The sequence below is a fragment of the Methylorubrum rhodinum genome (assembly GCF_014199935.1).
In the GTDB taxonomy this organism is placed as follows: Bacteria; Pseudomonadota; Alphaproteobacteria; order Rhizobiales; family Beijerinckiaceae; genus Methylobacterium; species Methylobacterium rhodinum.
Genome location: NZ_JACHOP010000019.1, coordinates 46756 through 67823, shown reverse-complemented (window position 1 = coordinate 67823; position 21068 = coordinate 46756). Strand labels below are relative to the sequence as shown.

Sequence of the window (21068 nt, the reverse complement as noted above, 5' to 3'; positions counted from 1 at the left end):
GATGACCCAGACCCTCCACGAGACGTTCGCCCGCCTGTGGACCCTCGACCGCGACGTCGTCGCGATCGCGTGGCTGTCCCTGCGCGTGAGCCTCACGGCGGTGGGCATCGGCCTCGTCCTCGGCATCCCGCTCGGCGCGCTCGTCGCGGTGGCGCGCTTTCCCGGGCGGGATGCGCTGGTCGCCGGGCTCAACGCCTTCATGGGCCTGCCGCCGGTCGTCGTCGGGCTGGTGCTCTACCTGCTTCTCTCCCGCTCCGGCCCGCTCGGGCCGCTGGGCCTGCTGTTCACCCCCGGCGCCATGGTGGCGGCCCAGGCCGTGCTCGCCACGCCGCTGGTCGCCGCGCTGTCCCGGCAGGTGGTGGCGGATGCCGAGGCGCATCTCGGCGAGCAGCTGCGCTCGCTGCGCCTCTCGGCCCCGCGACGGGCGATGGTGCTGATCTACGACGTGCGGTTCTCGCTGGTGACGGCGGCGCTCGCCGCGTTCGGCCGGGCGATCTCGGAGATCGGCGCCGTCCTCGTCGTCGGCGGCAACATCGACGGCCACACCCGCACCATGACGACGGCGATCTCGCTGGAGACGCAGAAGGGCGACCTCAGCCTCGCCCTGGCGCTGGGCCTCGTGCTGATGGGGCTCGTCATCACGGTCAACGCCGCCGCCGCGCTGCTGCGGGGGCATGCGGCGAGGGCCTACGGATGATCCGTCCTCGGGCCGAAGCGTCCACCGGATGGCCGGACCAAGCGCGGGTCCCCTCCCCCTTGCGGGGAGGGGTCAGGGGTGGGGGTCGGGCAGAAGGCACCGGGGCACCTCATCCTGAACCACCCCCACCTCCTCCCTCCTCCCCGCAAGGGGGAGGAGAAGCGCATCCCTTCGAGTCGTCGAAGCATCGGTTCCCCGCATGAGCGCGGAGCCCGCCATCCGCCTCGACGGCGTGAGCCTTGCGCTGGGCGGTCGCCCCATCCTCGACCGGCTCACCCTCGACGTGCCGGCCCGCGGCGTCACCGCGCTGATCGGCCCGAACGGCGCCGGCAAGAGCGTGACCCTGCGGGTGATCGACGGCCTGCTGCGGCCCGATTCCGGAGCGGTGCGGGTCAGCCCCGGCCGCTCGGCCTTCGTCTTCCAGCGCACCGCCCTGGTGCGGGCGAGCGCCGCCGCCAACGTCGCCCTGGCGCTGGCGTCGCTCGGGCTCTCCCGCCGGGAGCGGGGCGAGCGCGTCGCCGCCGCGCTCGCCCGCGTCGGGTTGGGCCATCGCGCGGGCGACGCCGCCACCCGCTTCTCCGGCGGCGAGCAGCAGCGTCTGGCGCTCGCCCGCGCCTGGGCCCTGCGCCCCGCCCTCCTCCTCCTCGACGAGCCGACCGCGAGCCTCGATCCGGGGGCGACGGCGATCGTCGAGGATCTCGTCGCCGAGATGGCGCGGGGCGGCACCGCCGTGCTCCTCGTCTCGCACAATCTCGGGCAGGTCGCCCGGCTCGCCGAGACCGTGGCCGTGCTCGAGGCCGGCCGTACCGTCGAGCAGGGCCCGACCCGCACCATCCTCTTCTCACCCCGAACGCCCGAAGCCCGGGCCTACCTCACCGGAGAACTGCCTTGGACATCCTTCGCCGCGGCTTCCTGACCCTCGGCCTGCTCGCCGGCCTCGCCGCCGCCGTGCCGGCGCAAGCCGAGCCGCAATCCATCGTCGTCGCCTCCACGACCTCGACCGAGCAATCGGGCCTGTTCAAGCACATCCTGCCGCTGTTCAAGGACAAGACCGGGATCGAGGTGAAGGTCGTGGCGCTGGGCACCGGACAGGCCCTCGACGCCGCCCGGCGGGGCGACGCCGACGTGGTGCTGGTCCACGACCGCGCCGCGGAGGACAAGTTCGTCACGGAGGGCTTCGCCAAGGCGCGCAAGGACGTGATGTACAACGACTTCGTCGTGATCGGCCCGAAATCCGACCCGGCGGGCATCAAGGGCGCGGGTCTTCAGGATGCGTTCCGCAAGCTCGCCGAGGCCAAGGCGCCGTTCGTCTCCCGCGGCGACCGCTCCGGCACCCACAGCGCGGAGGTGCGGGCCTGGAAGGAGGCGGGCGTCGATCTCGCCGCCGCCAAGGGCGAGTGGTACCGCGACGTCGGCCAGGGCATGGGCCCGGCCCTCAACACGGCCTCGGCGCTCGGGGCCTATATCCTCGCCGACCGCGGCACGTGGCTCTCGTTCAAGAACCGCGGCGACCTGACCGTTCTGGTCGAGGGCGACCGGAAGCTGTTCAATCCCTACGGCGTGATGCTGGTGAACCCCGAGAAGCATCCGACCGTGAAGGCGAAGGAGGGCCAGGCCTTCGTCGACTGGCTGGTCTCGCCCGAGGGTCAGGCGGCCATCGCCGGTTACAAGATCGGCGGCGAACAGCTGTTCTTCCCGAGCGCGGACAAGGGGGCGAAGTAGGCCGTTCGGGCTCTCGCCCCGACACCCGACCGCCCGGCGCGCGATCGACCGGGAGGCGCGTCACCCCAGCGCCGCCCGGATGGCGTCGAACCCGTCCGTCAGCGCCGCCGGTCCCGGCTGGAGGATCAGCGGCGACTTGATCTCGTGGATGCGCCCCGCGGCGACCGCGGGGATCGCGTCCCAACCCGGCCGGGCGCGGATGCGGTCGATGTTGACGCGCTTGCCGCACCACGAGGCGAGGATCACGTCGGGCGCCGCCGCGATCACCTGTTCCGATGTGACGATGCGGTCCCTGGCGGCCTGCATCCGGCTCAACGCCGAAAACACGTCCCGGCCGCCGGCATGGCCGATCAGGTCGGAGACCCAGCCGATGCCGGAGATCATCGGCTCGTCCCATTCCTCGAAGTAGACTTTTGGACGTGCGCGCCCGGCCGTCGCGGCAGAGGCTTGAGCGAGCCGCGCCTCGTAGGAGAGCGCCAGGGCCTCGGCCCGCTCGGGCGCGCCGACGAGGGCGCCGAGCGTGCGGATCATCGCGAGGCAGCCGGCCACGTCGCGCTGGTTGAACAGGTGGACGGCGACGCCCGCGCGGGCGAGGTTCGCCACGATCTCCGCCTGGAGGTCGGAGAAGGCGAGAACGAGGTCGGGTTCGAGCGCCAGGATCTTGGGCAGGTCGGCGCTGGTGAAGGCCGAGACCCGCGGCTTCTCCTTGCGCACGCGCGCCGGGCGCACCGCGTAGCCCGAGACGCCGACGATGCGGTGATCCTCGCCCAGCAGATACAGCGTCTCGACGGTCTCCTCCGTCAGGCAGACGATGCGTTCGGGCGGGAAGCCGCGCATCCTAATGCTTGAACCACGTCAGCAGCCCGGCGCCGGGGGCGAGCATGAGGAAGCCCCAGACGAAGGCCGAGAGCCAGTTGGCGATCTGGAACGGGATGCGGTTGACGCCGAAGGAGCCGGCGACCAGCGGCACCACCGCGCGGGCCGGGCCGATGAAGCGCCCGATCGCCACCGCGCCCGCGCCCCAGCGTCGTAGAAAGTCCTCGGCCTTGTCGGTCATCTCGGGATAGCGCTTCATCGGCCAGACTTTTTTGACGTCGTGCTTGAAGTAGTGGCCGACCTCGTAGGACACCCAGTCGCCGAGGCCGGCGCCGATGCCGGCCCCGATCACCATCGGCCAGAACGGCAGATCGCTCGATCCGATCAGCGCGCCGATCGCGAGCAGGATGAAGGTCGCAGGCACGAGGAGCGACAGGAAGGCAAGCGATTCGCAGAAGGCGATCACGGCGGTCACGACCGGCGCCCAGGCCCTGTGCGTCTCGACGAAGGTCAGCACGGTCGTCTTGATCGTCTCGAAATCCATGCCGCCCCCGTGCGCCGCGACGCTTGTCTATTCGGAGCCGCAACGCGGCGATAGGCGCATGGGATGCGTCGCGCGGCGCGGCGGGCTACGAAAGCGGTGCAAGACGGCATATCCGGAGCGTCATGAAGGTTCTGTCGATCCAGTCGCACGTCGCCTACGGCCATGTCGGCAACGCCTCCGCGGTCTTCCCGATGCAGCGGCTCGGCGTCGAGGTCTGGCCGGTGCACACGGTGCAGTTCTCCAACCACACCGGCTACGGGAAGTGGCGCGGCCGGGTGTTCGACGGGCCGGCGGTCGAGGAGGTGGTGCAGGGCGTGGCCGAGCGGGGCGCCTTGAAGCACTGCGACGCGGTGCTCTCCGGCTACATGGGCTCGGCTGATATCGGCACCGCGATCCTGCGGGCGGTCGCCGCCGTGCGGGCGGCCAACCGCGAGGCGCTGTATTGCTGCGATCCGGTGATCGGCGACACCTATGCCGGCGTCTACGTGCGGCCGGGCATCGCCGACTTCATGCGGGATCAGGCGGTGCCGGCGGCCGACATCCTGACGCCGAACCAGTTCGAGCTGGACCTGATCGCCGGCACGCCCACCGACACGCTGGCGGGCGCCAAGGCGGCGGTCGGGGCGGTGCAGGCGCTGGGTCCGATGGTGGTGCTCGTCACCTCGCTCGTCACCGCCGAGACGCCCGCGGATTCGATCGACATGATGGCGGGCGAAGGCGGCGCGTTCTGGCGGGTGCGCACGCCGCGGCTCGACCTCAAGGCGGTCTCCGGCGCGGGCGATGCGGTGGCCGCGCTCTACCTCGTGCATTACTGGCGCACCCGCTCGGCGGCGCTCGCGCTCGGCATGGCGGCGGCCTCGATCCACGGGCTCCTGCGCCGCACGGCGGAAGCCGGGGCCGAGGAGCTGTTGACCGTCGAGGCGCAGGACGAGTTCGTCGCGCCCACGAACGCCTTCCCGGTCGAAACCGTCTGATAAGGATATTCGATGCCGAAACGCCGCTTCGCCACCCTCGACGTTTTCACCGACACGGCGCTGGCCGGAAACCCGCTGGCGGTGGTGCTCGACAGCGGCGGCCTGGACGATGTGCAGATGCAGGCCGTCGCCCGCGAGTTCAACCTGTCCGAGACGGTGTTCGTGGCCGCCCCCGCCGAGGCGCGTCACCGGGCTTCGCTCCGCATCTTCACCCCGGCCCGCGAACTGCCGTTCGCCGGCCATCCCACCATCGGCACCGCGGTGCTGCTGGCGCTGCACGACCGCGCCGCGCGAACCGGGGCCGACGCCCTCGCCTTCGGACTGGAGGAGCGGATCGGCACGGTCTCCTGCGTGGTCGAGACCGGGGCCGACGGACGCTCCGGCCGCGCCCGGTTCAAGCTGCCGGTGCTGCCGACCTATCTCGGCGAGGCGCCGGCGGCGGACGCGCTCGCCGAGGTGCTCGGGCTGTCGCCCTCCGACATCGGCTTCGACCGCCATCGTCCGAGCCGGCACGGGGCGGGCCCGGACTTCACCTTCGTGCCGGTGGCGAGCCGCGAGGCGCTCGACCGGGCGCGGGTCGACGAGTCCGGCCTCGCCCGGCTGTATCCTGAGGGGGCCGACGCGCTCTACCTCTACGCCGTCGATCCCGAGGGGATCGGGCTCCAGTATCAGGCCCGCATGTTCGCCCCGCGGCTGGGCGTACGCGAGGACCCAGCGACGGGCAGCGCGGCGGCGGCCTTCGCCGGCGTGCTGATGCAGTTCGAGCCGCTGGGCGACGGCACCCACGACGTGCTGATCCGCCAAGGCGTCGCCATCGGCCGCCCGAGCGCGATCGACCTGCAAGTCGTCATCGCGGACGGCGCCCTGCGCTCCGCCGAGATCGGCGGCGGCGCCGTGCTGGTCGCGGAAGGCACGATGCATGTCGATTGAGGGCGAGAGCCTGCCCGCGCCGGGCTTCACCCTGACGCCGCTGAAGCACATCACCGCTCGTCTGGCCGCTTACGACTGGGCCTGGGCCCGCGACAACGCCGAGGCGATCGATCGCAACTGGGAGCGGCGCCGGCAAAAGACGCCGGGCCTTTTCGACGGCCCGGTCTATCTGGCGAGCGGCTGCTCCATCGCCGACGGCGCCTGCGAGGCGGCGTTCTTCGAGGCGCGCTATTCCCGCTTCATCGCGTTTCGCGATGCGGGCGTGCCGGACGCGCTCGTCGCCAACGCCTTCGCGGCGATCGTGCCGCACACCGCGGACGGCGCCGTGGTGCTCGGCGTGATGGGCGCCCACACCGCCAATGCCGGGCAGATCTACTTCCCCTGCGGCACGCCCGACCCTGGCGACCTTCGTGACGGCGAGGTGGTGGACCTCGCCGGCAGCGCCGAACGCGAATTTCTGGAGGAAACCGGCCTGCCCCTGCCGGACGACGCGGCGCAGGACTGGGTTCTGCTGCGCGGCGACGGCCAGCTCGCCTTCCTGCGCCCGGTCCGGTTCGATCTCGACGCCGAGGCGTTGAGCGCGCGGATCGACGCCCATCGCGGCCACGAGGACGAGCCGGAACTCGCCCACAGCATCGTCGCCCGCTCGCGGGCCGATATCGACGCGGGACGGATGCCGGGCTTCGTGCAGGCCTATCTGGCGAGCGTGTTTCCGGGGTGAACTACCGGTAGCCGTACCGCGCCTTGGCCGCCGCATGCAGGCGCAAGGCCTCCGCGTCGCGCCCTGCCGCGCAGGCGTCGGCCGCCTTGCCGAGATCCGCGCCGAATCGCTGGCCGACCGCTTCCGACAGGTCGCCGGTCTTCACATCGCCCGCGACGATGGATTGCGTCCGCGCGATGGTCGGGCCGCAGCCGGCGCCGGGAGCCAAGTCGGCGATCACCGGGGCGGGCGCCGCGGCCACCGCCGCGACCGGCGGCGGTGCGCTCGACTGGCAGGCGCCGAGTGACGAAGCGAGGACGGTCAAAACGATGGCGGAACGGGGCGAGGGCACGACGAGGTCTCCCGGCAGACGCGTTCGATAAGGCCGAGCTTGTGCGATGCGTCGGAAGGACGGTCAATCACGGCGCGGGGTCGCGCTTGTCACACTCCCCACCAATCGATACACACGCGAACCCTGGTCGCGGGCCTTATGCCGGCGAGTCAGCCCCTGAGGAGACCGAGCGTGGCCCCTGGCCGCTCCGTGCAGACGATCGACGGCGCCGCTTTCGCGGCCGCGTCGGCCTGCGCGCTCATCCTCGTCGGCCTGCTTCTTAGCCGCCCCTGAGGGCCGTCCGGGCGCGCGCCTGGGCTCTCAGGGGATGCCGCTCGAACCCGGAACCGACAGGCTTATTCCGACGCCGCTCCTCACGAGGTCGAGCGCGCCGGCCGCGAGGATAGACCCATGGCGAATACCAAGGACCGCGTCGTCATCTTCGACACGACGTTGCGCGACGGCGAGCAATGCCCCGGCGCCACCATGACGCTCGACGAGAAGCTGGCGGTGGCCGAACTCCTCGACGGGATGGGCGTCGACATCATCGAGGCGGGCTTCCCCATCGCCTCGAACGGCGATTTCGAGGCGGTGTCCGAGATCGCCCGGCGCACCAAGCGCGCCACCGTCGCCGGGCTCGCCCGCGCGATTCCCGCCGACATCGCCCGTGCGGGCGAGGCCGTGCGCCATGCGCAGCGGGGGCGCATCCACACCTTTGTCTCGACCTCGGCGATCCACCTCGCCCACCAGATGCGCAAGACGCAGGACGAGGTGATCGAGATCATCCTGAAGACCGTGGCCCAGGCCCGCGACCTCGTCGAGGACGTGGAATGGTCGGCCATGGACGCGACCCGCACCGACATCGACTACCTGTGCCGCTGCGTCGAGGCGGCGATCCGCGCGGGCGCCACCACGATCAACCTGCCCGACACGGTGGGCTACGCCACGCCGCAGGAATACGGCGCGATGTTCCGCGCCGTGCGCGAGCGCGTGCCGGATGCCGACAAGGCGATCTTTTCGGTGCATTGCCACGACGATCTGGGCCTCGCGGTCGCGAACTCGCTCGCGGGGCTGGAAGGCGGCGCGCGCCAGATCGAGTGCACCGTCAACGGCATCGGCGAGCGGGCGGGCAACGCGGCGCTCGAAGAGATCGTCATGGCGATCCGCACGCGGGCCGACGTGATGCCCTACGACACCGGCATCGACACGACGATGCTGACCCGCGCCTCGAAGCTCGTCAGCCACGCAGCGAATTTCCCGGTGCAGTACAACAAGGCCATCGTCGGCCGGAACGCCTTCGCCCACGAGAGCGGCATCCATCAGGACGGCATGCTCAAGCATTCCGAGACCTACGAGATCATGACGCCGGCCTCGGTCGGGCTCGCCAAGACCTCGCTGGTGATGGGCAAGCATTCGGGCCGGGCGGCCTTCAAGTCGAAGCTCGCCGAACTCGGCATCTCGCTGTCCGACAACCAGATGCAGGACGTGTTCGAGCGCTTCAAGGATCTGGCCGACCGCAAGAAGCACGTCTACGACGAGGACATCGAGGCGCTGGTCGATCAGAACCTCGCCACCGCGCACGACCGAATTAAGCTGGTCTCGCTCTCCGTGATCGCCGGCACGCGGGGCCCGCAGCGCGCGACGATGAAGATCGAGATGGACGGGCGCACCTTCACCGAGGAAGCCGACGGCAACGGGCCGGTGGACGCGGTGTTCAACGCCATCCACGCGATGGTGCCGCACGACACGGTGCTCGAGCTCTATCAGGTCCACGCCGTGACCGAGGGGACCGACGCGCAGGCCGAGGTCTCGGTGCGATTGAAGGCCGGCGAGCGCTCGGTGACGGCCCGCGGCGCCGACCCGGACACGCTGGTGGCCTCGGCCAAGGCGTATCTGTCGGCGCTCAACAAGCTCTCGGCGGTGTCGGTGCGTCTGCACGCGCAGCACGCCGCGGTGGTGTGACCGACGCCGCGATCATCCCACCCTCCTCCTCATCCTGAGGTGCTCAGCCAAAGGCTGAGCCTCGAAGGAGGGCTCCAGGGATCGCCGTGAACTACTGGAGCCCTCCTTCGAGGCTCCGCTTCGCTTCGCACCTCAGGATGAGGGCGTGTCTTGGAGGATCGGCCTCGCGGCCGATCCGGCTCGAAAAGTCGATCGCGAAAAGATGCCCGCCTATCGCTCCCGCACCACCACCCACGGCCGCAACATGGCCGGCGCCCGCGGCCTGTGGCGGGCCACCGGCATGAAGGATTCGGATTTCGGCAAGCCGATCATCGCGGTGGTGAACTCGTTCACGCAGTTCGTGCCCGGCCACGTCCACCTGAAGGATCTCGGCCAGCTCGTCGCCCGCGAGATCGAGCAGGCGGGCGGCGTCGCGAAGGAATTCAACACCATCGCGGTCGATGACGGCATCGCCATGGGCCACGACGGGATGCTGTACTCACTCCCGTCGCGCGAACTCATCGCCGACTCGGTCGAGTACATGGTCAACGCGCATTGCGCCGACGCCATGGTCTGCATCTCGAATTGCGACAAGATCACCCCCGGCATGCTCATGGCGGCGCTCCGCCTCGACATCCCGGCGGTGTTCGTCTCCGGCGGGCCGATGGAGGCCGGCAAGGCCGTGATGAACGGCATCACCCGCACGTTCGACCTCGTGGACGCCATGGTGGCGGCGGCCGACGACCGGGTCTCGGACGAGGACGTGGCTGTGATCGAGCGCTCGGCCTGCCCGACCTGCGGTTCGTGCTCGGGCATGTTCACGGCCAATTCCATGAACTGCCTGACGGAAGCGCTCGGCCTGTCGCTGCCCGGCAACGGCTCGACGCTGGCGACGCATGCCGACCGCAGGCGCCTGTTCGTCGAGGCCGGGCACCTGATCGTCGATCTGGCCCGCCGCTACTACGAGCAGGACGATGCGAGCGTGCTGCCGCGCTCGGTCGCCTCGTTCGCGGCGTTCGAGAACGCGATGACGCTCGACATCGCCATGGGCGGCTCGACCAACACGGTGCTGCATCTGCTCGCCGCCGCGCACGAGGGCGAGGTGCCCTTCACCATGGCGGACATCGACCGCCTGTCGCGCCGCGTGCCGGTGCTGTGCAAGGTCGCCCCGGCGGTGGCCGACGTCCACATGGAGGACGTGCACCGGGCCGGCGGCATCATGGCGATCCTGGGCGAACTCGACCGCGCCGGCCTGATCGACCGCAGCGTCGGCAACGTGAGCGCCGGCACGCTGGGCGAGGCGCTCGACCGCTGGGACGTGACGGTGACTCGCAGCGAGTCGGTGCAAACCTTCTTCCGGGCGGCGCCGGGGGGCGTGCCGACCCAGGTCGCGTTCAGCCAGGATTCGCGCTGGGACGAACTCGACCTCGACCGGGAGGCCGGCGTGATCCGCGACGCCGCGCACGCCTACTCGCAGGACGGGGGGCTCGCCGTGCTCTACGGCAACCTCGCGGAAGACGGCTGCATCGTGAAGACCGCGGGCGTGGACGCCTCGATCCTCACCTTCACCGGCACGGCCCACGTGTTCGAGAGCCAGGACGCCTCGGTGGAGGCGATCCTCAACGGCCGGGTCAAGGCCGGCGAGGTGGTGCTGATCCGCTACGAGGGCCCCCGCGGCGGCCCCGGCATGCAGGAGATGCTCTATCCGACGAGCTACCTGAAATCGAAGGGCCTGGGTAAGGCCTGCGCGCTGGTCACCGACGGGCGCTTCTCCGGCGGCTCGTCGGGCCTTTCCATCGGCCACGTCTCGCCGGAGGCGGCCGAAGGCGGGCTGATCGGGCTCGTGGAGCAGGGCGACCGAATCGAGATCGACATCCCCAACCGCCGCATCCATCTGGCCGTGGACGAGGCGGTGCTGGCCGAGCGCCGCGCCGTCCGCGAACGCGAGGGCTGGCGCCCGGCGGCGCCCCGCAAGCGCAAGGTGAGCACGGCGCTGCGTGCCTACGCGATGCTGGCGACCTCCGCGGCCAAGGGGGCCGTGCGGCGGATCGAGGAATAGCCCGGCGTCGAGGCCGGCTCCCGTACGCGCCCGCCGCGATGGCGGTTCTCAGCGCGGGGTCGAGGCGCGTGACGGGTCAATCGGGCCCGGCAGCCATGTCACCGGCTCGCCCGCCGGCGCCGACGCCGTGCCGGTCACCCGGCTCTGATGCAGTTCCGCCAGTTCAGGCGCCTGCCGGGTGTCGTCCTCGGTGAGGAACAGCCCCCGCGCCTTCGAGCCGAGGCCGAGGCGGGTCGAGCTGGTGAGCACGCTTTGCGCCGGGCTCGTCAACAGGGCGAAGGCGACCGGGGCCATCCAGGCGGCGAGCAGGGGATCGCCCGCCACCGCGACGAGGACGGCGAGTGCGGCGCCGGCGGCGACCGCGTCGCTCTGGAGCCGAAAGGCCTCGCCCCACGGCACGCTGCGGTCGTCGCGCGATTGCGCGTCCCAGCGCACTACCCGGCCGAACAGGGTCGAGACCACGGCGCCCGCGCTGAACAGGGCCATGACCGGCCACAGCACCACCCAGATCGCCTGCTCGATCGCGGCGCTGACGAGCAGCGAACCGGTGCCGCCGAAGGCCGCACGCCGCTCGGACGAGGCCAGCACGTAGCCGAGGCTGAGGAGCTTCGGCAGCGCCATCACGGCGACGACGAGGGCGGCGAGCCCCCACGCGGCGGGCGTGCCGCCGTCCACGCCGTAGCCGAGAAGGCCGAGTTCGCGGAGGCTTACCGCCTGCCACGTGCCGAGCGCCAGGAAGGCGATCCACAACGGATAGACGCCGTAGCCGAGGATGCCGACGCCGAGATGCCAGCGGCTCGCGCCGAGCAGGCCCTTCATCGGCAGCACGCGGATGTGCTGGAGGTTGCCCTGGCACCAGCGCCGCTCGCGCCCGAGCAGGTCGATGAGGTTGGTCGGCATCTCCTCCCAGGTGCCGCCCATCTCTGGAAGAAGGCGCACCTCCCAGCCGGCGCGGCGCAGGAAGGCGCCCTCGACGATGTCGTGGCACAGGATCTCGCCGCCGAGCGGGGGCTTGCCCGAGAGCACCGGAAGCGCGGCGTTCTGCGAAAACGCCGCGATCCGCAGGATCGCGTTGTGGCCCCAATACGAGCCGTCCGGCCCCTGCCACGTCTCCAGGCAGCGCAAGCTGAGCGGCGCGTAGAGCCGCACGGCGAATTGCTGGATGCGGGCGAACAGCGTGTCGCGGCCGGCCGCGTAGGAGACGGTCTGGATCAGGCCGACGCGGGGGTTCTCCTCCATCAGCCGGGCGAGCTTGCGCATGGCGGCGCCGGTCATCAGGCTGTCGGCGTCGAGCACGATCATGAAATCGTACTCGTCCCCGTAGCTCCGGCAGAACTCGGCGATGTTGCCGGCCTTGCGGCCGGTGTTCTGCGCCCGGCGGCGGTAGCGGATGCGCGGCATGCCGCAGCCCTCGCGCTCGGCCCAGGCGACCGCGCGGGCGAATTCGTGCTCCTCGACCGCCGAGATCGCCCCCTCGCGGGTGTCGGACAGGACGAAGATGTCGATGTCCGAACCGTGCCCGCCCTCGCGCTGGAGCGAGCGGGCCATGACACGGATGGCGGAAAAGACCGCGATCGGGTCCTCGGCGTGGATCGCCACCACGGCCGCCGTGCGGCTCAGGCCGGTCGGGCGCGACGAGACGGTCGCGGCCCGCCGCTCCAGCGGCGACAGCACACGGTCGCCCATCCCCGTGGCGATCAGCCCGTAGAGGTACTGCCACGCGGTGAACGACTGCCACGCCATCAGCAGGGTGAACAGGCCGAGTACGATGCGCCCGAGCCACGTCTCCGGCAGGCCATAGGCGGCGAGGGCCAGCCCGAGGATCGCTCCGGCGGTCGCGAGCGTTGGCAGCACCAGCGCGAGGCGGCGCAGACCGAACGAAGGGGCCCGCGCCGCCGGGCCGGTCCCGGAGGGCCGGGCCGGGGCTTCGCCCGTCTCGACGGGCGCGTCGACCTGCGGCAAGTCTGGGCTGGACATGGTCGGCGTCGACTACTCGCGGGAGGAATCAGCGGATGACGGAACCGTCGGACAGAGACGGGGATGCGCGCCGGGACGGGGACGTCTCGCGGCGGCACGTGGTGCGGATCGGGCTCGCCGGCCTATCCGGCGTATCGGTTCCTAGCCTCTTCGACCTGAATGCCGACAGAACGATGGCCCAGACCGCTTCCCCGCCTCAACCCGGAGCGCCGTCGCAGGGCGAGACCCGTCCGGTGAGGCTGGAGGACGTGGCGGCGCGCGCCGAATCGCTCGCCCGTTCCCCCTACCGTCCGCACGACGACGACCTGCCGCCGGAACTGGCGGCCCTCAACTACGACGATACGCAGGCCATCCGCGTCCGCCCGGAGGCGACGGTGCCGCTCGGCCCCGGCTTCTCGATGCAGCCGTTCCATCGCGGGGGCCTGCAGCGGCGCCGCGTCGATATTCTGCTCCAGAGGGCCGGACAGGCGCCCGAACCGTTCGGCTACGATGCGGGGCTGTTCGATCTCGGACCGGCCCTGAAGGGGCGCAGCTATCCGGCCGCGCTCGGCTATGCGGGGTTCCGCATCGCCCACGCCTTCGATACCGCCCGGCCGGACAACCAAGAGGAATTCCTCGTCTTCCTCGGCGCCTCCTATTTCCGGGTGCGGGGCAAGGGCCAGATCTACGGCCTCTCGGCCCGCGGCATCGCGGTCGATACCGGGGCGCCGACCGGCGAGGAGTTTCCCGATTTCACCACCTTCTGGATCGGGCCGGTCGAGGGCGGCACGATTACGGTGCTCGCCCTGCTGGAAGGCCCGAGCCTGACCGGTGCCTACCGCTTCGTCGTCACGCCGGGTGATCCCTCGACGCTCGCGGTCACCGCCGCGCTGTTTCCACGGCGGGCGATCGCCGGGCTCGGGCTCGCGCCGCTCACCAGCATGTTCATCGACGGCGAGAACGGGCCCGGGGCGCGGGGCGCCGTGCCGTTCGACGATTTCCGCCCGCAGGTGCACGATTCGGACGGCCTGCTGGTGCAGACGCCCGGCGACCGGCTCTGGCGCCCGCTCGCCAATGGCAGGGCCGCGCCGCAGACCTCCGCCTTCCGCGCCGCCCCCCTCGAAGGGTTCGGGCTGCTCCAGCGCGAGCGGCGCTTCGCCGCCTATCTCGACGTCCAGGCCCGCCACGAGGACCGGCCCGGCCTGTGGGTGCGACCCGAATCCGGCTTCGGGACCGGTGCGGTGCGGCTGTTCGAGATTCCCTCGCGGGAGGAGGCGACCGACAACATCGTGGCCGCCTTCGTGCCGGAGGCGCCCGTGGAGCCGGGCCGGCGGCTCGACCTCGCCTATGCACTCGTCACCGTCGGGGCGGAGCCGGCGGCTGCCATCGCGCCGCCGCTGGCGCGGGTGGTCTCGACGCGGGTCGGCTCGGCCGAGCGGCTGCGCCCGAGCAATCCGCCGAGCCCGAAGCGGCGCCTCTTCGCCATCGACTTCGAGGGACCGGGCCTGCCCGACGATCCGAAGGCCACTGTCGAGGTCGCCCTCTCGGCCAGCGCCGGCGCCTTCGTCGAGCCCTATACCGAGCGCGTGCCGCAGACCGGCGGCTGGCGCCTCTACGCCGAGTTCCGCCCGCCCGAGCCGATGCCGGCGGGCGACGTGGTTCTGCGCGCCCGCCTCAGCCATGCCGGGCGGGTGATCACGGAGACATGGGACGGCGTGGCGTGACAGGGGACCTTGCCCGGTTTCCCCCCACCGATCCCCCCATCCTGAGGTGCGGAGCGAAGCGTAGCCTCGAAGGAGGGCTCCAGAAGTCGCGCGTGAACTGGAGCCCTCCTTCGAGGCTGCTTCGCAGCACCTCAGGATGAGGGGGATGGGCAGGACGGGTTGGTTCCTCGGGCGCTCAGCGGCCTCGCCGGGCCGGCGGCGTTTCGGAGCGGCGCTGTTGCTCGATCCGGGCGACGCTCGGCGGCAGGCCGTTCTCATCGCGGTCGGCGCCGGTCGGCGGCAGGGTCGCGGCGCCGTCGCGGCCGCGCTCGAACGCCCAGCCGGCATTCACCCCGGCATAGAACCCTGTGAAATCCTCGGCTGCGGCCGGGCCGGTGACGAGCAGCAGGCCCAGACAGATCGCCGTCGCCCCACGCATCCGCTCGGTCCTCGCTGAACGATCCTGCCGGCATCCCGACAAACGAAAACGGCGGCCCTGAGGCCGCCGTTTCGTCATCCGATACCGGTTCGATCAGTAATCGACGCTGATGCTGGAGGCTTCGCGGCCCTTCTGGCCCTCGACCACGCCGAGGGTGACCTGCTGGCCTTCGGCCAGCGAGTCGAGGCCGGCGCGGGACAGGGCGGACCGGTGCACGAACACGTCCTTGCCGCCGTCGTTGACGGAGACGAAGCCGAAGCCCTTGGCCGGGTCGTACCACTTCACGGTGCCGGTCATCTCGACCGACGGGCCGGAGGCGAAGCGACCACCGCCGCCGCCCCGATCACCGCCGCCGAAGCGATCACGGCCACCACCGCCGAAGCGGTCGCCGCCGCCACCGAAGCGGTCGCCGCCACCACCGCCGAAGCGATCGCCGCCGCCGCCGAAGCGCGGGCCCTCGCGCCGGGGCGGAGCCGCCTCGGCCGTGGAGGTGTCGACGCTGTTGACCGCGGTGACCTGCGGACCCTTCTGGCCCTGGGCGGTCTGCACCGTGAGGCGCGTGCCGGGCAGGAGGTCGTCGTGGCCGGCGGCCTCGACCGCGCGGATGTGGAGGAAGGCATCGCCGGAGCCGTCGCCGAGCTCCACGAAGCCGAAGCCCTTCTCCTTGTTGAACCACTTCACCGTGGCGTCACGCTCCGGGCCCGTAGGCGCCGCAGCCGCGGGGGCGCCCCGCGAGGGGCCGCGGTCGAAGCCACCGCCACCACCACCGTAGCCGCCGCCACCGCCGCCGAAGCGGTTGCCGCCACCACCATATCCACCACTGCTCGGGGGCAGCTGGTCCGGCCACTGAGGCTCGGCACCGCCCTCGTCGAAGCCGCGCTTCTGCGGCCCCCGAAAATCACGACCACGTCCCATTGAAAGCTCGCAAAAACCGTCCGCCCGCCACGTCTCGAATACCGCGTGCGCGCTATCCCGAGACAGCCCACGCCTCGCACTATCATCCCCTCGGCAGCGGATACCGAGATCGATGCCTCAGGTCTGACGCAATCGCGGCCGATCCGCAAGGAACTTCTAACCCGTCCGTGCCTTGCCCCACCGATTTTCGCGGTGAACTGCGTAGAGTGGCGGCGTGCACCCGGTTTTCACGGCTCGGCCGAGAACCGTTCCAGATAAATGCATCATCACGGACACGATGCGCAGGTCGCTTTAGGGAAACGCAAACGCGCCTCCGCTAGGCTTTTGGGGCAGCCCGCGCATCGCGAGGCCGGGCCCCAACGCCGCCGATGATCGCCACCCCGACCTTCCCGGACCTCTCGGCCCTCGTCGTCGACGAGAGCCTCTACATCCGCCGCATCGTTCGCGACATGCTGATGCGCGTCGGCATCAAGCGCGTGCTGGAAGCCCCGGACGGGGCCGAGGCCCTGGGCGTTCTGGCCGAGAGCAAGCCGGACCTGACCATCCTCGACTGGGATCTGGCGATCCTCTCCGGCGAGGAGTTCATCCGCTTGGCCCGCACGCCCGCGACCTCGCCCTCGCCCACCGTGCCGATCATCCTGATGCTGGCCCAGCCCCGGCGCAACGTGGTGGACCGGGCCATCGCGCTCGGCGTCAACGAGATCATCGCCAAGCCGTTCTCGCCCAAGACCCTGTGGTCGCGCCTCGACGAGGTGATCAACCGGCCCCGACCGTTCTCGCAGGTGAAGAGCCTGCTGCGCCCGCTGCCGCGCGCCAGCGGGCTATCGAAGGGGATGGGGCTGAACTGACGCCGCGCCTCAATGCCGTCGCCGCCGCTTCGGGGCGGGTCCGATCCGGTCGGCGGGCGGCGTCTCGATGTCGAAGGCGGCGAGTTCGGCGATGCCGCCCTCCGCATCGAGCCCGCGCTCGACGACGGCGATGCGGTGTCCGGTCTCGCCCGGCACGATCGTGTAGAGGTAGTAGGAGGCGCGCCGGTTCACGAGCAGCGAGCGGGCGGACGCCGAAGGCGCGCCGACCACCGGCACCGGCCGCCCGTCCGGCCCGGGAATGTGCGCCACGGTCCCCACGTGATTGTGACCGTGCAGGATCAGGTCGGCTCCGGCCCGCCCGATCATCGCCGCGAAGGCGGCGGCGTCCTTCAACTCGCGGCCGGAGGCGGCGCCGCCCGGATGGGGCGGATGGTGGATCATCACCACGCGGCAGGGCCGCTCGGGCACCTCAGCGAGATCGCGCAACAGGCGCTCGGCGGCCTCGATCTGCACCGGCCCGAGCCGCCCGGTCGCGGCGAACGGCTTGGTCGGGATCGCCGAGGAGAGGCCCACCAGCGCGAGCGGCCCGCGCCGCCTCAGATACGGGAACAGCCCGCTGCGGCCGTCGTCGGCCGCGGTCCAGCCGCCGCAGGTGCCGAGCAGGCCCTCCAGCGAGCCGCGGACATAGGCGTCGTGGTTGCCCGGCACGAAGCTGACCCGGTCGGCCGGTCCCAGCGCCTCCAGGAAGATGCGGGCGGTGTCCCACTCGTCGGGCAGGCCGAGATTGCACAGGTCGCCGGTGCAGGCGACGTGGTCGCTATCCTGCGCCCGAAGATCCGCGACGAGGGCGCCGAGCAGATCCATGCAGTGGTGGCGCCCGCGCCCGCGGTGCCAGTTCACGTAGCCGGTCGCCCGCTTGCTCAGCAACTGGCGCAGGCGCAGGCGGGGCAGCGGCCCGACATGGGGATCGGTGAGATGGGCGAGCCTGAACATGTTGGCTCACGGCATCGTGTGATCGGCCGCTCGCGTCAACACTTCGGCGTCCTTCCCGCGGTGTTCGGGCGATGATCGGAAGCCGGGGCGACGCCCGAACTCCGCCGCATTGCGGCACGACTCCGCGGGTTCTCCTTTCGGTCGCGTTGCCACCCGGCGCGGCCCGGGGCTAGACACCCGGCCAGGGCGGCATCCCGATTCGAAACGCGAGCGAAGAGGCGGAGCGGTCCGAGCCCATGGGCCTGATCAAGACCATCGGCCGCAAGCCCGCGGTGCAGCGCGTGCTCGGCGCAATCGCCTACGGCTACCTCAAGCTGGTGAAGCGCACGAACCGCTTCACCCTGGAGCCGGCGAGCATCTACGAGCGGCTCGACGCCACCGGCGCGTTCATCGCGGCGATGTGGCACGGCCAGCATCTCATGATCTCGTTCATGAGCCGCCCGCAGGACCGGGTCGCCACGATCATCTCCCGCTCGCCCGACGGCAACATCAACACCATGGCGCTGGAGCGGATGGGGGTGCGGGTGATGCGCGCCTCCGGCGCCCGCGGTCGCGCCGTCCGTGATGCCCGCGCCAAGGGCGGCGCCGAGGGCCTGCGCGCGATGGTGAGGGCGCTGAAGGGCGGCGAGACCGTCGCCTTCTCGGCGGACGTGCCCAAGGTCTCGCGGGTGTGCGACGCGGGCATCATCATGCTGGCGCGCTTCTCCGGCTGCCCCATCGTTCCCGTCGCCGTGGTGACGAGCCGGCACATCCGCTTCAATTCGTGGGACCGCGCCTGCCTCGGCCTGCCGTTCGGCCGTGGCGCCATGGTGTTCGGCGAATCGATCTTCGTCCCCCGCGAGATCGAACCGGAGGCGGTCGAGGCCCTGCGCGCCCGCGTCCAGGCGGAGCTGAACCGCGTCCACGACCGCGCCTACGCCCTGGTCGGCCGGCCCGACCGCGTCGTCGGCTCCCGCGACGACGCCCTGGGGCAAGCCGCGTGAGGGTCCCACCGCTTCCCGCCGTCCTGCGGGCCTACCGCTACGGGCTCTATCTCGGCGAGCCCGCGGTGGCGGGCCTGCTCGCGTGGCGCTCCAGCCGCGGAAAGGAGGACCCGGCGCGCCTGCCCGAGCGGCGCGGGCGCCCCGGACGCGCCCGGCCGGTCGGGCATCTGGTGTGGATGCACGGGGCCAGCATCGGCGAGGCGCTCTCCCTCGTCGGCCTGATCGAGGGCATGATCGCCCGCGGCTGCTCGGTGCTCGTCACCACCGGCACCCGCAGCGCCGCCGACCTCCTGAGCCAGCGCCTGCCCGCGGGCGCCGTGCATCAGTACATGCCGCTCGACGCGCCGCGCTGGGTCGAGCGCTTCCTCAAGCATTGGCAGCCCGATCTCGCCATCGTCGCCGAATCGGAGATCTGGCCCAACACCGTCGTCGCCCTGCACGAGCGCGGCATCCCGCTGGTGCTCGTCAACGGCCGGATGTCGCAGCGCTCGTTCCAGGGCTGGGCCCGCTCGCCGCGCACCGCCCGCGCGCTGCTGTCGCGCATCGCCGTGTGCCTCTGCCAGACCCGCGACGATGCCGAGCGCTTCGCCCGGCTCGGCGCCCCGCGCATCAGCGTGGTCGGCAACCTCAAATACGATTCAGCGGTTCCTCCGGCCGATACGCAGCAGCTCGCCTACCTCCGCGACATGGTCGGCGACCGGCCGGTCTGGGTCGCGGCGAGCACCCATTCGGGCGAGGACGCCACGATCGCCCGCGTCCATGCCCGGCTGAAGGACCGCTTCCCGCGGCTGCTCACCATCGTGGTGCCGCGCCATCCCCGCCGGGGCGAGGAGGTGGCGCAGGTGGCCCACGAGGCCGGACTGCGCACCAGCCGGCGGGCGAAGAACGGGCGCCCGCAGGCGAACGTCGATGTCTACGTCGCCGACACGCTGGGCGAGCTCGGCCTGTTCTACAGGCTCTGCCCGCTGGTCTTCCTCGGCGGCTCGCTGGTGGAGCATGGCGGCCAGAACCCGATCGAGCCGGTACGCCTCGGCAGCGCCGTGCTGCACGGCCCCCACATCCACAATTTTTCCGAATCCTACGGCGCGCTGGACGAGGCGGGCGGCGCCCGCGCGGTGACGGGCGAGGACGATCTCGCGGCCGCCGTGGCCGACCTTGTGGCGAATCCGGCCCGCACCACCGGGATGGCGCGGCAGGGCCAGGCGGCGCTCGCCGCCTTCGAGGGGGCGGTCGGCCGAACGCTGGCCGTGCTCGACCCCTACGTCGCGCAGATGAAGCTGTCCGCCCGCGAACGGGCCTGATGCGCCCGCCGGATTTCTGGACCCGCGCGCCCGCCCACCCGCTGGCCCGGCTGCTGGCCCCCGTCGGCGCACTCTACGGCGGGCTGACCGCACGGCGGATGGACCGGCCGGGCACGGCCGGCCCCTGCCCGGTCCTGTGCATCGGCAACTTCACCCTCGGCGGAGCCGGCAAGACGCCGACGGCGCTGGCGCTCGCGGCCATCCTGCGGGACGATCTCGGCCGCCGCCCGGCCTTCCTCAGCCGCGGCTACGGCGGGCGGCTCGCCGGACCGGTGGCGGTGGATCCGGCCTCGCACGGCGCCCTCGATGTCGGCGACGAGCCGCTGTTGCTCGCCCGTTCCGCGTTCACCGTGGTCGCCCGCGACCGCCTCGCGGGTGCGCGGCTCTGCGCCGATCGCGGCGCCGACGCGATCGTGATGGACGACGGGCTTCAGAATCCGAGCCTGCGGAAGACGCTGTCGCTCGCCGTGGTCGATGCCGGCGCGGGCATCGGCAACGGCCTGCCCTTCCCGGCCGGCCCCCTGCGGGCGCCGCTGGCGCGGCAATGGCGGCATGTCGGCGGCGTGGTGCTCGTCGGCGAAGGCGAGGCCGGCGAGCGCGTGGGGCGGGCGGCGCGGGAGCGCGGTCTGCCGCTGCACCGGGGCCGCCTCGTGCCGGAGGCGCCGGAGCGCTGGCAGGACCGGCCCGTCGTCGCCTTCGCCGGGATCGGCCGTCCGCAAAAGTTCTTCGACACGCTCGCGGGCCTCGGGGCGCGGGTCGTCGCCACCGAGAGCTTTCCGGACCACCATCCGTATCGGGCCGGCGATCTCGACGGGTTGCGGGCGATCGCCGCGCGCGAGGGCGCGCGCCTCGTCACCACCGAGAAGGACGCCGTGCGCCTGCCCGCGGGCGAGAGCGCGGAGGTGCTGCGGGTCGCCCTCGCCTTCGCCGATCCGGCGGCCCTGCGGCGGCACTTGGCAGAGGCCCTTACGGGGCCCGGCCGATCTCCTTGAGCCGCTGCATCGCCGCCTCGGGAGTAGCATAGGCCTCCTGGCGATCGACGTTCCAGTAGCGCAAAGCGTCGAGATGGATCGGCTCGCCGGTCACGGCGCAGCGCACGAAGGTGCCGGGCTTGAGCACCCGCATGGTGCCGTCGCCGTACTCGACCTTCGCCTCGCCGTTGTTCGAACCCCGATCCAAGCGCCCGAGCATGTCGCTGGCTCCCTGCCGCCCCCGCAAGGGTTCGGCATAGAAGGCGAACGCGCACCTGTCGACC

21 protein-coding genes are annotated in these 21068 nt (G+C 71.8%); 13 read left to right on the top strand and 8 right to left on the bottom strand.

Annotated features, from left to right (window positions below; translation table 11 throughout):
- Window position 1 precedes the first annotated feature (1 nt).
- The 3 genes from HNR00_RS18640 (at window position 2) to HNR00_RS18630 (ending at window position 2419) form a co-directional block, all read left to right on the top strand.
- A complete protein-coding gene (locus HNR00_RS18640) occupies window positions 2–697 on the top strand; it encodes an ABC transporter permease (RefSeq protein ID WP_183571871.1) in 696 nt (231 codons plus the stop codon).
- A gap of 199 nt (window positions 698–896) precedes the next feature.
- Complete coding sequence (locus tag HNR00_RS18635; protein ID WP_183571870.1) at window positions 897–1613, top strand: ATP-binding cassette domain-containing protein; 717 nt, start codon at window positions 897–899, stop codon at window positions 1611–1613.
- The gene (locus HNR00_RS18630) at window positions 1586–2419 is read left to right on the top strand and encodes an ABC transporter substrate-binding protein (RefSeq protein WP_183571869.1); all 834 of its coding nucleotides are present in this window, start codon (window positions 1586–1588) and stop codon (window positions 2417–2419) included. Before HNR00_RS18635 ends, HNR00_RS18630 begins: the two co-directional genes overlap by 28 nt.
- A gap of 60 nt (window positions 2420–2479) precedes the next feature.
- Here HNR00_RS18630 and HNR00_RS18625 read toward each other — a convergent pair whose 3' ends face one another.
- The gene (locus HNR00_RS18625; RefSeq protein ID WP_183571868.1) at window positions 2480–3256 is read right to left on the bottom strand and encodes a cobalamin-binding protein; all 777 of its coding nucleotides are present in this window, start codon (window positions 3254–3256) and stop codon (window positions 2480–2482) included.
- A 1-nt stretch (window position 3257) separates the two neighbouring features.
- Entirely contained in the window at window positions 3258–3779 is a 522-nt protein-coding gene (locus tag HNR00_RS18620; RefSeq protein WP_183571867.1) for a DedA family protein, read from the bottom strand.
- Window positions 3780–3901: 122 nt separating this feature from the next.
- Between HNR00_RS18620 and pdxY the strand changes: the two genes are divergently transcribed.
- Genes pdxY through HNR00_RS18605 form a run of 3 tightly spaced genes read left to right on the top strand, consistent with a single transcriptional unit; the run spans window position 3902 to window position 6404 of the window.
- Window positions 3902–4753: a pyridoxal kinase PdxY gene (gene pdxY / locus HNR00_RS18615; protein WP_183571866.1), complete on the top strand. Its 852-nt coding sequence runs from the start codon at window positions 3902–3904 to the stop codon at window positions 4751–4753.
- A gap of 12 nt (window positions 4754–4765) precedes the next feature.
- Window positions 4766–5683 carry a PhzF family protein gene (locus HNR00_RS18610; protein ID WP_183571865.1) on the top strand — a complete coding sequence of 306 codons (918 nt, stop codon included), beginning with the start codon at window positions 4766–4768 and terminating at the stop codon, window positions 5681–5683.
- Window positions 5673–6404, top strand: a complete 732-nt coding sequence (locus HNR00_RS18605) for an NUDIX hydrolase (RefSeq protein WP_183571864.1) — start codon at window positions 5673–5675, stop codon at window positions 6402–6404. The genes HNR00_RS18610 and HNR00_RS18605 overlap by 11 nt, the downstream gene beginning before the upstream one ends.
- Window position 6405: 1 nt before the next feature.
- Here HNR00_RS18605 and HNR00_RS18600 read toward each other — a convergent pair whose 3' ends face one another.
- Window positions 6406–6735: a hypothetical protein gene (locus HNR00_RS18600; protein WP_183571863.1), complete on the bottom strand. Its 330-nt coding sequence runs from the start codon at window positions 6733–6735 to the stop codon at window positions 6406–6408.
- 390 nt (window positions 6736–7125) lie between these two features.
- Here HNR00_RS18600 and HNR00_RS18595 point away from each other — a divergent pair, with 390 nt between their 5' ends.
- Window positions 7126–8676 (top strand): 2-isopropylmalate synthase, encoded by a 1551-nt coding sequence (locus HNR00_RS18595; protein ID WP_183571862.1) that lies wholly within the window; start codon window positions 7126–7128, stop codon window positions 8674–8676.
- 202 nt (window positions 8677–8878) lie between these two features.
- Window positions 8879–10714, top strand: coding sequence for a dihydroxy-acid dehydratase (gene ilvD, locus HNR00_RS18590; protein ID WP_183571907.1), 1836 nt, complete (start codon window positions 8879–8881; stop codon window positions 10712–10714).
- A 48-nt stretch (window positions 10715–10762) separates the two neighbouring features.
- On the opposite strand, the gene mdoH is transcribed toward ilvD, so the two are convergent.
- A complete protein-coding gene (mdoH, locus tag HNR00_RS18585; RefSeq protein WP_183571861.1) occupies window positions 10763–12691 on the bottom strand; it encodes a glucans biosynthesis glucosyltransferase MdoH in 1929 nt (642 codons plus the stop codon).
- 35 nt (window positions 12692–12726) lie between these two features.
- Here mdoH and HNR00_RS18580 point away from each other — a divergent pair, with 35 nt between their 5' ends.
- Window positions 12727–14394, top strand: a complete 1668-nt coding sequence (locus tag HNR00_RS18580) for a glucan biosynthesis protein G (RefSeq protein ID WP_183571860.1) — start codon at window positions 12727–12729, stop codon at window positions 14392–14394.
- Between the two features lie 175 nt (window positions 14395–14569).
- On the opposite strand, the gene HNR00_RS18575 is transcribed toward HNR00_RS18580, so the two are convergent.
- Both HNR00_RS18575 and HNR00_RS25850 read right to left on the bottom strand, forming a co-directional pair.
- Window positions 14570–14812, bottom strand: a complete 243-nt coding sequence (locus HNR00_RS18575; RefSeq protein WP_183571859.1) for a hypothetical protein — start codon at window positions 14810–14812, stop codon at window positions 14570–14572.
- Window positions 14813–14905: 93 nt separating this feature from the next.
- Window positions 14906–15727: a cold-shock protein gene (locus HNR00_RS25850; protein WP_183571858.1), complete on the bottom strand. Its 822-nt coding sequence runs from the start codon at window positions 15725–15727 to the stop codon at window positions 14906–14908.
- 368 nt (window positions 15728–16095) lie between these two features.
- On the opposite strand from HNR00_RS25850, the gene HNR00_RS18565 reads away from it, so the two are divergent.
- The gene (locus tag HNR00_RS18565) at window positions 16096–16575 is read left to right on the top strand and encodes a response regulator (protein ID WP_183571857.1); all 480 of its coding nucleotides are present in this window, start codon (window positions 16096–16098) and stop codon (window positions 16573–16575) included.
- A gap of 9 nt (window positions 16576–16584) precedes the next feature.
- On the opposite strand, the gene HNR00_RS18560 is transcribed toward HNR00_RS18565, so the two are convergent.
- The gene (locus tag HNR00_RS18560; protein ID WP_183571856.1) at window positions 16585–17529 is read right to left on the bottom strand and encodes a metallophosphoesterase family protein; all 945 of its coding nucleotides are present in this window, start codon (window positions 17527–17529) and stop codon (window positions 16585–16587) included.
- 236 nt (window positions 17530–17765) lie between these two features.
- Here HNR00_RS18560 and HNR00_RS18555 point away from each other — a divergent pair, with 236 nt between their 5' ends.
- Genes HNR00_RS18555 through lpxK form a run of 3 tightly spaced genes read left to right on the top strand, consistent with a single transcriptional unit; the run spans window position 17766 to window position 20805 of the window.
- Window positions 17766–18512 (top strand): lysophospholipid acyltransferase family protein, encoded by a 747-nt coding sequence (locus HNR00_RS18555; RefSeq protein ID WP_183571855.1) that lies wholly within the window; start codon window positions 17766–17768, stop codon window positions 18510–18512.
- Window positions 18509–19813, top strand: a complete 1305-nt coding sequence (locus tag HNR00_RS18550; RefSeq protein WP_183571854.1) for a 3-deoxy-D-manno-octulosonic acid transferase — start codon at window positions 18509–18511, stop codon at window positions 19811–19813. The genes HNR00_RS18555 and HNR00_RS18550 overlap by 4 nt, the downstream gene beginning before the upstream one ends.
- Window positions 19813–20805 carry a tetraacyldisaccharide 4'-kinase gene (gene lpxK / locus HNR00_RS18545; protein WP_183571853.1) on the top strand — a complete coding sequence of 331 codons (993 nt, stop codon included), beginning with the start codon at window positions 19813–19815 and terminating at the stop codon, window positions 20803–20805. Before HNR00_RS18550 ends, lpxK begins: the two co-directional genes overlap by 1 nt.
- On the opposite strand, the gene HNR00_RS18540 is transcribed toward lpxK, so the two are convergent.
- Window positions 20780–21004 carry a DUF2093 domain-containing protein gene (locus HNR00_RS18540; RefSeq protein ID WP_183571852.1) on the bottom strand — a complete coding sequence of 75 codons (225 nt, stop codon included), beginning with the start codon at window positions 21002–21004 and terminating at the stop codon, window positions 20780–20782. The two genes, lpxK and HNR00_RS18540, sit on opposite strands and share 26 nt — an antisense overlap.
- Window positions 21005–21068: the final 64 nt, after the last annotated feature.